Raw genomic sequence first — 12,393 nt, 5'->3', positions numbered from 1 at the left:
TTATGAAGATATTAGTCACTGGAGCAGTTGGTTTTATAGGTTCTCATACAGCAGAAAGACTCCAAAAAATGGGGCATGAGGTTGTTGGAGTAGATAACTTTAATGATTATTATAGTTTAGAATTAAAGCAATTAAATGAAAAAGCTTTAAATGAAAAAGGGATTACAGTTTTAAAGTTAGATTTAAGAGAAATTACAGATATAAATAAGCTGCCAAAAGACATAAATTATATCTTCCATTATGCTGCACAACCTGGTATATCCTCAACATCTACTTTTGAAGATTATTTTACAAATAATGTTATAGCAACAAAAAAATTAATTGATTATGCTTTACAATTAGACGATTTAAAATTGCTTGTAAATATCGGGACATCTTCAATTTATGGCTTAGAGGCTACGTTTCCTGAAGATGTTGCACCAAAACCAGCATCTCATTACGGTGTAACCAAGTTGACTGCAGAGCAATTAGTGCTTCAAAAAAGTAGAGAACAGCAGTTTAAAAGCTGTTCTTTAAGACTATATTCTGTAATAGGACCAAGAGAACGTCCAGAAAAAATGTATACTAAACTAATCGCTTGTGGTTTAAATGGTGAAGCTTTTCCTTTATATGAAGGTAGTGATAAGCATTTACGAAGTTTTACTTATGTAGGTGATATTGTTGATGGAGTAGTAAGCGTTATAGGAAATGAAGACAAAGTAAATGGCGAAATTATTAATCTTGGAACAGAAGTAGAACATACTACACAAGATGGTATTGATGCTGTAGAAAAAGTTTTAGGAAAGCCAATTAAAATTAATATTATAGCCAAACGAGCAGGTGACCAATTACGTACAAAAGCTAATATTGATAAAGCTAGAAAACTACTTAATTATAACCCGAAAACTACGCTACTAGAATCAGTAGAAAAACAAGTAGAATGGTATAAAGCTAACTTTTAATTTTTTAAGTTTAATAAATATTCAGCTGCAACAAAAGGAGTAGTTTTATTAGCTTCAATTAAAGTTAATTGTTTTTGTAACTCTATTTTTATGGTTGGATGGTTAAAGAAGTCACTCTTTAATTGTTCTTCAATAGTTTGAATTAACCAGTATTTATTTTGCTCATTACGCTTTGAGCTAAAGTAATTATTAGATTTTGTAATTTCTAAATACTCTTCTATAACTTTCCAGATATCGGCAATACCTTCATTTTGTAAACCACTACATAAAGTTACTTTTGGTTGCCAATTAGAAGCTTTTGCAGGATAAAGATGTAATGCGCGGTTAAATTCTACTTTAGCTAGCTTAGCAGCTTTAAGATTATCGCCATCTGCTTTGTTAATAGCAATAGCGTCTGCCATTTCAATAATACCACGTTTAATACCTTGTAGCTCATCTCCAGCACCAGCTAATTTTAAAAGTAGAAAGAAATCTACCATGCTGTGTACAGCGGTTTCACTTTGCCCTACACCAACAGTTTCAATAATAATAGTGTCAAAACCAGCAGCTTCACAAAGCGTAATAGTTTCTCTAGTTTTTCTGGCAACACCACCAAGCGATTCTCCTGAAGCCGAAGGACGTATGTAGGCATTTTCATTTTTAACTAAAGATTCCATACGCGTTTTATCACCTAAAATACTTCCTTTAGTTAAAGAACTACTTGGGTCTACAGCTAGTACTGCAACCTTTTTGTCTTGTGCAGTTAGATAATTACCAAAAGCTTCAATAAATGTACTTTTACCTACACCAGGTACGCCGGTAATACCAATTCTCACTGATTTGTTAGCATGAGGTAAACAAGCTTTAACAATTTGATGTGCTTGTTCTTGATGTTTGGTGTGTTTACTTTCTATAATTGTAATAGCTTGACTTAAAGCTGTAATATTTCCATCAAGAAGCGAGTTAATTAAGTCTTGTGTGTCCCTTTTAGATTTGCGTTTTGCTTTTAATTTAGAAACAGCTTCGGCATTAGTAATTTCAGAAGATGTAACACCTTCTTGTTCAGATAACGCTGATTTTTTTATTTCTTTTTTAGCCAAAAGTGAATTTATTTATGTTGAAATTATCTATTTAAAGGAATTTCAATTTTTACATCATCCCAAGCCATTGTCATTTTTAAGTCGTCTGTAGAGTTGTCAAAAGCAATCGTAAATTGCTCAACAGGTTTGTCTAAATCCTTGACAGGCACTTCAGCCTCAATAACATCAAAATTTGGATCCCACATAGGTTCCATTTTTTCATTTACTCCCCATTCGTATTGCTTAGAATTAAACATTACTTTCCAAGTATCCTCCATAGGGACTGTCCAAATGGTGTATTTTCCTTTAGGTAGATACATGCCTTGTACGGTTAAATCTTGATTAGTTTCAAAAGTAGTAGCTTCGTTTGCTCCAGTACGCCAAACTTGGTTAAATGGTACTAATGCACCAAAAACTTCACGATCACGTTTTGAAGGACGATTGTAAAACACTTCTAAATTTAAATCGTCTACTTTAAAAGCAACTGTTTTTGGTGGACTTAAACGTTGCTCAAAAACACCTGTTTTAGTAAAAAATTGATAGCCTAAAACAAGTACAGCTACTGCAATTAGGGCATATATTATCCACTTTAAAAATTTATTCATTGTAGAATTAAGGATTTATTGAATATAAAAGTATAGCAAATTTATTGAATATAAGTATAACGAAAAATTAATTTAGATGTTATCTTTATTCTCTAAAATAAGAATAGCGTAATGGATTTAAATAAGATTTTAGATGCTTCAAATCAAGAAGAAATTTTTGTTGTTGATCATTCAATTTCAATTAATGATTATGTTGCAATAGATTTGTCAAAACAGAATGAAGATTTAAAGTTATTTGATGTGTCTTCTTCTAAAGCATGGGAGATTTATATTAATAATTATCTCAAAAAAGCTAATAAAAAAGTAGCATATGGTGGTTATTTAGAGCATAGAAATCTTTATGACCGTAGTGATTACTTTTCTTCTCAAACCGAAGAAGCGCAACGTAATATTCATTTGGGTTTAGATTTATGGTGTCCTGCAGGAACAGATATACTTGCTGCTTTTAATGGAGTAATCCATAGCTTTAATGATAATACTAATTTTGGAGACTACGGACCAACCATAATTTTAGAGCACAGCTTAGGAAATGATAAGTTTTATACACTTTATGGTCATTTATCGCGTGCTTCAATTAAAAATATTAAAGTTGGTCAAAGTGTAAAACAAGGAGATATTATTGCACAATTAGGAGATGGAAAGGTAAATGGAGATTATGCGCCGCATCTACACTTTCAAATTATAAAAGATTTACAAGGTAAAGAAGGAGATTATCCTGGTGTTTGTAGTGTTAAAGAATTAGAGTTTTATAAACAAAATACAATAGATCCAAAACCAATACTAGGATTGGTTTAATCAAATTGATTTAAGTCTCTTTTTATTCTTGCTTCTGTAGGAATAAGTAGAGCCAAATAAACAATTAATAATATTCCAAAAAGAAGAAATTCTGGATAGATTAATAAAATTAAAAAAGCTGCGCCTTCTAAAATTACCCATCTTATAATTGATGCAGTTTGATAACTAACTAATTTTTGTTGTACAGAAAGGTTGTCATCTATTTTAGAAACAAAATGTTTAAATAATAGATTGCTAACTATAAATGCAGCTATTGGGATAAATAAATAAATGTAATTTTTACTGTTAACTGTTGGGAAAGTTAGCTCTGTTAAATTTCCTAAATCACCTAAAAAGTAATACGCCAAAATTAATCCTGCAATTAAAGTTAGATGAATGATTTTAAAAACCTTTAATTGTTGCTCCATATTTTTATGATCTAATTGTTTCTATTTTTCCATAAATGTGACGTCTTGCTAAAGGTTTGCCAAATAAAAACCCAGCTATTACACTAATACCATCTGCAATATAAAACCAAGTTGGAGAAGGAATCATAAACCAATTAGCAATTGTAGCTACAACCATAAAGCCAGCGACAATATATGCAGGAATTATAGATGTTTTAGCAATAAGTCCTGCTATAAACATACCAATAGCTATCCCAATACCATGTGCAATGATAACAGATATCATCGAGCCACGAGGAATAAGATCTATATTGTTTTTAATCCATTCCATATCCAAAGGTTTAGCGCCTTCAGGATAAGGGAACAAAGTATGACCTAAGGTTTCAATAAGATAAATAGATAGGCTAGCTGCTATAATACCAGCAATTGTGGCTAATATTTTTCTTAGCATAATTAAAGATTTTAGTTAGTTAAATAAAAATACAAAAAAATCCCAAAGCATTACACTTTGGGATTTTTAATATGATTTAATATATATTATTTATTCATTTACCAAAACCCATTCGCCTTTAGCAATTAATGGTTCTGCTTGTTTGTATTTTAGGGTTTTGTTTTCGCCACTCATTACATTTTTTATAGTCACTCTGTCATTTCGACCAATTTTTGGTTGCTCTCTAACAATAGTTTCAACAACTTGTGGTTGTTGTTGTGTGTTACCAGCAACTCTATTTTGGGCAGCACGTTCGTCTAAATTAGGAATTTCTTCCTTTTCAGTTTTTAGATTCTCTTTTTGACGTACTTGTTTTGCTTCACTAATAGCATTAGTTGTTTCTGTTGGTAATTCACCTTTAAATAAGAATGAAATTACATCTTTATTAACTTGAGAGATCATGCTTTTAAACAATTCAAAAGCTTCAAACTTGTAAATTAATAATGGATCTTTTTGTTCGTGAACAGCTAATTGAACCGATTGTTTTAACTCGTCCATTTTACGTAAATGAGTCTTCCATGCATCATCAATAATGGCTAATGTAATGTTCTTTTCAAAGTCAGTGATTAACTGTTTTCCTTTACTTTCGTAAGCTTTCTCTAAGTCAGTTACAACTTGTAACGTTTTAGTGCCATCCGTAAAAGGAACAACAATACGCTTGTAGCGATCACGTTGATTTTCGTATACGTTTTCTATAACAGGGAATGCAATTTCGGCGTTGCGTTCCATTTTATTTTTATAGTGATCAAAAGCTGTTTTATAGATGTTTTGTGCAATCTCTAAAGCAGACATTTTGTTAAACTCAGCTTCACTAATTGGTGACGACATAGAGAAGAAACGGATTAGTTCAAACTCGAAGTTTTTAAAATCGTTAGCATCTTTATTGGTCTCTGCAATTAACTCAGAAGTATCATAAATCATGTTAGCTAAGTCTACACGTAAACGCTCTCCAAATAATGCGTGGTAACGACGTTTGTAAACTACTTCACGTTGCGAGTTCATTACATCATCATATTCAAGAAGACGTTTACGAACACCAAATTGGTTTTCCTCCACTTTTTTCTGTGCACGCTCAATAGATTTTGAAATCATAGAATGCTGAATCACTTCACCTTCTTGTAATCCCATTCTATCCATCATCTTGGCAATACGCTCACTACCAAATAAACGCATTAAATTATCTTCTAAAGATACATAGAATTGCGAGCTTCCTGGATCTCCTTGTCTACCGGCACGACCACGTAACTGTCGGTCTACACGACGCGAGTCATGACGTTCTGTACCAATGATGGCTAATCCACCAGCAGCTTTAACTTCGTCACTTAATTTAATATCTGTACCACGACCAGCCATGTTTGTTGCAATGGTTACTTGTCCTGGTTTACCAGCCTCAGCTACAATATCTGCCTCTTTTTTATGAAGTTTTGCGTTAAGTACATTATGAGGTACTTTTCTTATGGATAGCATTTTACCTAATAACTCAGAAATCTCTACACTAGTTGTACCAATAAGTACTGGTCGACCTGCTTGAGATAACTTAGTAACCTCATCAATAACAGCGTTATATTTTTCGCGTTTTGTTTTATACACTAAATCTTCACGGTCATCTCTTGCAATGGGTCTGTTAGTTGGTATTTCAACTACATCTAATTTGTAGATTTCCCAGAATTCTCCAGCTTCTGTTACCGCAGTACCTGTCATACCAGCTAGTTTGCGATACATACGGAAGTAGTTTTGTAAAGTAATAGTTGCAAAGGTTTGCGTAGCGTCTTCAATCTTTACATTTTCTTTAGCTTCGATTGCTTGGTGTAAACCATCTGAATAACGACGACCATCCATAATACGACCTGTTTGCTCGTCTACAATCATTACTTTGTTGTCCATGACTACGTATTGAATGTCTTTTTCAAACAATGCGTAAGCTTTTAACAACTGGTTTAAGGTGTGGATACGTTCTGATTTAACAGCAAAGTCACGGAATAAGTCTTCTTTTAGATTAGCTTCTTCTTCGCTAGATAGATTTTGATTTTCTATTTTAGCAATTTCTACACCAATTTCGGGCATGACAAAAAAGTCTGGATTGTCTTTACCTGAAAGATAATCTACACCTTTGTCTGTTAATTCTATTTGATTATTTTTTTCTTCAATAACATAGTATAATTCCGCGTCTACTCTTGGCATCTCACGGTTATTATCTTGCATGAAGTAGTTTTCTGTTTTTTGAAGTAATTGTTTTACACCTTCTTCACTTAAAAACTTAATTAACGCTTTATTTTTTGGCATACCACGGTACACGCGTAGTAATTGAAAACCTCCTTCTTTAGTGTCTCCGTCTGCGATAAGTTTTTTAGCATTGGCTAAAACCGTAGTTAAATATTTACGTTGTACGCTAACAATATCTTCTACTTTTGGTTTTAATAATGTAAACTCGTGTTCGTCACCTTTTGGTACTGGACCAGAAATGATTAATGGTGTACGTGCATCGTCAATTAAAACCGAATCTACCTCATCTACAATAGCGAAGTGGTGTGGACGTTGTACTAAATCGCCAGGTGCATGCGCCATATTATCACGTAAGTAATCAAAACCAAACTCGTTATTGGTACCATAAGTAATATCTGCATTATAAGCTTTACGACGTGCGTCGCTATTTGGTTGGTGATAATCTATACAGTCTACACTTAATCCATGGAATTGGAAAATAGGAGCCATCCAAGCGCTATCACGTTTAGCTAAGTAGTCGTTTACTGTTACTAAGTGTACACCTTTGCCAGCAATAGCGTTAAGGTATACAGGTAAGGTTGCTACAAGCGTTTTACCTTCACCAGTTTGCATTTCGGCAATTTTACCTTGGTGCATTGCAACACCACCAATTAACTGTACATCGTAATGTACCATATCCCATGTTACTTCTTTACCTGCAGCATCCCAAGAATTTGCCCAAGTTGCTTTATCTCCTTCTAGAGTAACGTAGTTATGTTCTCCAGAAATTAAACGGTCAAATTCGTTAGCTTCAACGGTAATTGAAGTATTATCTTTAAAACGTTTTGCTGTTTCTTTAACAACAGCAAAAGCTTCTGGAAGGATGTTGTTAAGTACATTTTCTGTAGCGGCGTAAGCATCGTCTTTAATTTTATCAATTTCTTGATAGATATCTTCTCTTCTGTCTATGTCATCAGATGCTTCTGCTTCTTGTTCTAATGTTTCGATTTGAGAATAGAATGGTTGACGTGCTTCGGCAATTTTTGCTTTAAACTCTGCAGTTTTTGCTCTAAGTTGATCATGCGATAAGGCTTCTAAAGCACTTTCAAAAGATTTGATTTTTTCAACTATAGGCATGATGGCTTTTACGTCTTGTTTAGACTTATCACCAACAAATACTTTTAGTATTGAATTTAAAAAATTCATAATTTAATATGTGTTAATTTGAAATCACAATGAAGCAGCAGTGTGCTGAGCCAAAGATTTCATTAGCTTTTGGTTTTTAGTATGTTAGTTCTGTGCTAATTAGGGCATACAGAACTATGCCTTTTTAAAAAAGGGCTTAAATATACGTTTTTAGCTGTGTAAAGCTAAATTTTAAGCACAAAAAAAGCCTCTATGTTGAGACTTTTTATGCTTGATTTATTTTTAGTATTCGTCCTCATTCCAGAGGTAATCTTCGTCAGTTGGATAATCTGGCCAAATTTCTTCGATAGAATCGTAAGAATCTCCTTCGTCTTCAATAGATTGTAAGTTTTCAACAACTTCTAAAGGCGCACCTGTACGGATTGCGTAGTCGATAAGTTCGTCTTTGGTTGCTGGCCAAGGTGCATCACTTAAATAAGATGCTAATTCTAATGTCCAATACATTCTTTTATCGTTTTAATTTTTTGCAAAAATAAATTTTTAGTTCAAATAGTCAAGAAAAAAGTGAATTATTTTTTCAGTATAAATAGGAACGTTTGTTTTTATTTAAACTACTTGACTTTTAGGTCTTTTGCAGTATTAATAAATGCTTTAAAGGTAAATTTATTCTGTTTTTTTAGGAATCCACTTTACCTCATCTGCTTGTAAGTCTTGTGACAACTTTCGTGCCAATACAAAAAGATAGTCAGATAGGCGGTTTAGATAGGTTAGTGTTTCTGGTTGAAATGGTTCTAAATCGTTAAGTGCTGATGCTAAGCGTTCTGCACGTCTGCAAACTGTACGTGCAATGTGACAGAATGACACGGTTTGGTGTCCACCAGGCAATACAAAATGCGTCATTTGTGGTAATTGTGCATCCATGCTATCCATTTCTTTTTCTAAAAAATTTATGTCAGCTTCATTTATTTTAGGGATGTTTAAGCGCTCTTTACCATTTTTTAAAGTGGCTTTTTCTGGATCTGTTGCTAATATAGCGCCAACAGTAAATAGTTTGTCCTGTATATTTATTAAGGTGTCTTTGTATTTTTGATTTATGTCTTGGTCTCTTATTAAACCAATATAGCTGTTTAGTTCGTCGACAGTTCCGTAGCTATCAATACGTATATGATGTTTAGGTACGCGTGTACCACCAAATAAAGCGGTTGTACCTTTGTCTCCTGTTTTTGTATATATTTTCATAGTATCAAATTTAGGAGTTTAAAGTTTAAAGTGAAAGTTTTTTAGGAGATTAGATGTTTAGATTGCTCGATTGCACGATTGCACGATTTTTCGATTATTAGCTACTTCTACACATTATTCACTATTCACACTAAATTCTAATAGTAAAATGTTCTTTGGCTTGTTCTTTTCTGAAGCTTACAAATCCCCAAAAAAATGTGTCTATAGTAACTGTAACTTGCGGATGTTTTTTTATTGTTTCCCAAGCTTCTGTCATTCCTTTTGACCAATAAATGTCATCAAAAATAAAAATGGTATTGTTATTAATTGTAGGTAATAACATATTGAAATACTCTATAGTTGCTTCTTTTTGGTGGTTGCCGTCAAAATAGATTAAATCATATGTGTTTGATGTTAATGTTGGAATAACCGCTTTAAAATCTCCTGTTAATGAAGTAATGTTATTTAAGCCTAATTTATTGAAATTGTCTTTAGTAAATTTTGAAATATTTGGACAACCTTCAATAGTAGTAATTTGTGTTTTTGGGTTACCTAAACTCATGGCATGTGTAGCAATACCCATAGATGTACCTAATTCTAAAACTTGGTTGAATTTAAAATAACGAGATAATCTGAAAAATAGTTTTGCTCTTTTAACTGTTGTGCCAGCATTTTTAGTAATATCTGATACTTTTCTTATGTTGGATTTATCTACTTGAGAGCCAGCACCTAAATCTGTGACTTCTATAGTTGTTTTATTTTGAAGCAAGTCTTTTCGGTAAGTTTTTAGTTGATTGTAGGTGGAGTATTTTGTATTGTCATAAAAGCATTTTGTCACTAAATCATAAACAAAAGGAGAGTGGACACCATGTTGATTTTTAGAGCGTAATAAGAATTTTATATAGGCTATGATTAGTTTTCTCATTAGGAGTAATTTGGACGTGATAAATATAGTAGTTTATTCTTTAGCTTCTCGATACAATGCCTCATGCTTCGGCATCACTCGAAGTGACGATTTTTTAGATTACTGGACTATTAGATTTTTGGATTATTAGATATTTACTAATTTCTAACTCTTCCTTGGTCTGAGTACATCTAGTTTTATGCTTTTTGTGTGATTTCTCGCTGTGCTCGAAATGACTAAAGGATTTTTTATAGTCATCATTTATTAATCATCAGTTATCAGTTATTAATCACTAGTTTTACTCATTTTCCATTTTTTCTGCAAGTTCCAACCAACGTAATTCTTTTTCTTCTATACTATCTATAATCGTTTGCATTTTGTTAGAGAGTTCTGTGATTTGGTCTTGTGTTAAGTCAGGATTTAAGAATTGTTGTTCTAATTCTTTTTTATCAAACTCTAGGGATTTAATCTTACTTTCTAAGTTTTTATATTCTTTTTGTTCATTATAAGACAGATTACTATTGCTGTCTTTTTTCCAAGTTTTCTTTTCCTTTTTATCTTCAGAAGCTATTTCTGGTGGTTTACTGTCTTCATAAATGCGGTAATCTGTATAATTACCAGGGAAATCTTCAATTTCACCTTCACCTTTAAAGACTAACAGATGGTCTACAATTTTATCCATAAAATAGCGGTCGTGAGAGACCACAATTAAACAACCAGGAAAATCTAATAGAAAGTCTTCTAAAACATTAAGTGTAACAATATCTAAATCGTTAGTCGGCTCGTCTAAGATTAAAAAGTTAGGGTTTTGAATTAAAACGGTACATAAGTATAGACGTTTACGCTCGCCACCACTAAGTTTTTCGACAAAATCATATTGTTTTTTACGGTCAAATAAGAAACGTTCTAATAATTGTTGCGCACTAATTTGACGTCCTTTTTTTAGTGGAATATAATCTCCAAATTCTCTAACAACATCAATTACTTTTTGTCCTTCTTTTGGATTAATTCCTGCTTGAGTGTAGTATCCAAATTTAACTGTTTCTCCAATAATAATCTTACCGCTATCGGGTTGTGCGGTTTGCGTAAGGATGTTTAAAAATGTGGATTTACCTGTTCCATTTTTACCAATAATTCCAACACGTTCACCTTTTTGAAAGTTGTAGCTAAATTGGTCTAAAATGATTTTGTCTTTAAAAGATTTTGAAAGTTTTACTAACTCTACAATCTTACTACCTAAGCGCTCCATGTTTATCTCTAACTCGACAACATGATCTTTACGGCGTTGGTGTGCTTTGTGTTTTATTTCGGCAAAGTCGTCTATTCTAGATTTAGATTTGGTGGTACGTGCTTTGGGTTGTCTACGCATCCAACCTAGCTCTTTTTTATAGAGTTGTTTTGCTTTATTAACTTCGGTTTGTTCTCTTAAAATACGTTCTTCTTTTTTCTCTAAGTAATAAGAATAGTTGCCTTTATAGGTGTAAAGCTCTCCGTGATCTAATTCTATTATTTCGTTGCAGACACGTTCTAAAAAATAACGGTCGTGCGTTACCATAAACAAGGTGATGTTTTCTTTAGCAAAGAAGCCTTCTAACCACTCAATCATTTCTAAATCAAGATGGTTGGTAGGCTCATCCAGGATTAATAAATCTGGTTTATTGATTAATGCGTTTGCTAAGCTTAGACGTTTTTTTTGTCCACCAGATAAGTTATTTACTTTTTGGTCTAAGCTGTCTAGTTTTAACAAGAAAAGAATTTGCTTGTATTGAGTTTCAAAATCCCAAGCTTGATGCCTTTCCATTTGCTCAAACGCTGTTTGGTAAGCTTCTGTGTCTTCTGGATTTTGTAAAGCTTTTTCGTAATTAGCAATAATGTCTAATATAGGGTTATCTGCATTAAATATAGTTTGCTCTATAGTTAAATTAGGATCTAGATTAGGTTCTTGCGGTAAAAATGCTACTTTTATGTCTTTACGGTAGATAATTTGACCAGTATCTGGAGCGTCAAAACCAGCTAGAATATTAAGAATGGAAGTTTTTCCGGTACCATTTTTTGCTACAAATGCAATTTTTTGATCCTTGTGTACACTAAAAGAGAGGGCTTTAAACAATGTACGCTCTCCATAGGATTTAGAAATATTTTCTACAGTTAAGTAATTCAAAGTGTTCTTTTTTGCAAAGATGGGAATATTAGTTTTAAGTTGAAAGGCGAAAGTTTGTGGATTTGGTTTTTTGTTGCTTCTCGATACAATAGCCTCATGCTTCGGCATCACTCGAAGTGACGATAGCTCGATTGTTGGATTGTTAGACTATTTGAGATTTTTACTCATTGCTCGTGTGAGATTTCTCAGTCGTGCCTCATTTCGGAATGACAAGTTTTGTTGGTTTGTGGATTTGTTGCTGAGTTGCTTGTGTCGTGCCTTCTTCGAAATGACTTGGAGATGCTTCTCGATACGATTTGCTTATTTTTATTTATGACTTGAAGTGACTATATTTTGATTGTTGGGTTTATAGATTGTTGGATTATTGGATTGTTTGAGATGTTTACCAATAATTAATTTACAATTGCTAATCTATAATTTTAGTAAAACAGTTAAGCGGTTGAAATGTTCGGTAAAAGTTTTATTTTTCAGGTTGAAAAACTATATT

11 protein-coding genes are annotated in these 12,393 nt (G+C 32.8%); 2 read left to right on the top strand and 9 right to left on the bottom strand.

Going from position 1 to position 12,393, the window contains the following annotated elements; translation table 11 throughout:
* Nucleotides 1-2 precede the first annotated feature (2 nt).
* Nucleotides 3-941: an NAD-dependent epimerase/dehydratase family protein gene (locus H574_RS0107945; RefSeq protein ID WP_027880068.1), complete on the top strand. Its 939-nt coding sequence runs from the start codon at nucleotides 3-5 to the stop codon at nucleotides 939-941.
* On the opposite strand, the gene meaB is transcribed toward H574_RS0107945, so the two are convergent.
* Together meaB and H574_RS0107935 are read right to left on the bottom strand one after the other, a co-directional pair.
* Nucleotides 938-2,020, bottom strand: a complete 1,083-nt coding sequence (meaB, locus tag H574_RS0107940) for a methylmalonyl Co-A mutase-associated GTPase MeaB (RefSeq protein ID WP_027880067.1) — start codon at nucleotides 2,018-2,020, stop codon at nucleotides 938-940. The genes H574_RS0107945 and meaB overlap by 4 nt on opposite strands.
* 23 nt (nucleotides 2,021-2,043) lie before the next feature.
* Nucleotides 2,044-2,604 (bottom strand): DUF2911 domain-containing protein, encoded by a 561-nt coding sequence (locus H574_RS0107935; RefSeq protein WP_027880066.1) that lies wholly within the window; start codon nucleotides 2,602-2,604, stop codon nucleotides 2,044-2,046.
* Between the two features lie 111 nt (nucleotides 2,605-2,715).
* On the opposite strand from H574_RS0107935, the gene H574_RS0107930 reads away from it, so the two are divergent.
* Nucleotides 2,716-3,399 carry a peptidoglycan DD-metalloendopeptidase family protein gene (locus tag H574_RS0107930; protein ID WP_051169855.1) on the top strand — a complete coding sequence of 228 codons (684 nt, stop codon included), beginning with the start codon at nucleotides 2,716-2,718 and terminating at the stop codon, nucleotides 3,397-3,399.
* Here the strand turns inward: H574_RS0107930 and H574_RS0107925 are convergent.
* The 7 genes from H574_RS0107925 to H574_RS0107895 form a co-directional block, all read right to left on the bottom strand.
* Nucleotides 3,396-3,806 (bottom strand): hypothetical protein, encoded by a 411-nt coding sequence (locus H574_RS0107925; protein WP_027880064.1) that lies wholly within the window; start codon nucleotides 3,804-3,806, stop codon nucleotides 3,396-3,398. The genes H574_RS0107930 and H574_RS0107925 overlap by 4 nt on opposite strands.
* Nucleotides 3,807-3,810: 4 nt before the next feature.
* Nucleotides 3,811-4,236 carry a hypothetical protein gene (locus H574_RS0107920; protein WP_027880063.1) on the bottom strand — a complete coding sequence of 142 codons (426 nt, stop codon included), beginning with the start codon at nucleotides 4,234-4,236 and terminating at the stop codon, nucleotides 3,811-3,813.
* 90 nt (nucleotides 4,237-4,326) lie between these two features.
* Nucleotides 4,327-7,683 carry a preprotein translocase subunit SecA gene (secA, locus tag H574_RS0107915; RefSeq protein WP_027880062.1) on the bottom strand — a complete coding sequence of 1,119 codons (3,357 nt, stop codon included), beginning with the start codon at nucleotides 7,681-7,683 and terminating at the stop codon, nucleotides 4,327-4,329.
* Nucleotides 7,684-7,905: 222 nt separating this feature from the next.
* Nucleotides 7,906-8,127, bottom strand: coding sequence for a DUF2795 domain-containing protein (locus H574_RS0107910; RefSeq protein WP_006989959.1), 222 nt, complete (start codon nucleotides 8,125-8,127; stop codon nucleotides 7,906-7,908).
* Nucleotides 8,128-8,286: 159 nt separating this feature from the next.
* Nucleotides 8,287-8,862 (bottom strand): cob(I)yrinic acid a,c-diamide adenosyltransferase, encoded by a 576-nt coding sequence (locus H574_RS0107905; RefSeq protein ID WP_027880061.1) that lies wholly within the window; start codon nucleotides 8,860-8,862, stop codon nucleotides 8,287-8,289.
* A gap of 130 nt (nucleotides 8,863-8,992) precedes the next feature.
* Nucleotides 8,993-9,766, bottom strand: coding sequence for an O-methyltransferase (locus tag H574_RS0107900; protein WP_027880060.1), 774 nt, complete (start codon nucleotides 9,764-9,766; stop codon nucleotides 8,993-8,995).
* 277 nt (nucleotides 9,767-10,043) lie between these two features.
* The gene (locus H574_RS0107895; protein ID WP_027880059.1) at nucleotides 10,044-11,906 is read right to left on the bottom strand and encodes an ABC-F family ATP-binding cassette domain-containing protein; all 1,863 of its coding nucleotides are present in this window, start codon (nucleotides 11,904-11,906) and stop codon (nucleotides 10,044-10,046) included.
* Nucleotides 11,907-12,393: the final 487 nt, after the last annotated feature.

Origin of the sequence: Mesoflavibacter zeaxanthinifaciens DSM 18436 (assembly GCF_000422365.1) — a bacterium.
GTDB classification, from domain to species: domain Bacteria; phylum Bacteroidota; class Bacteroidia; order Flavobacteriales; family Flavobacteriaceae; genus Mesoflavibacter; species Mesoflavibacter zeaxanthinifaciens.
The sequence above is the reverse complement of the archived record's forward strand: the minus strand, read 5'-3'. Positions and strand labels throughout refer to the sequence as shown.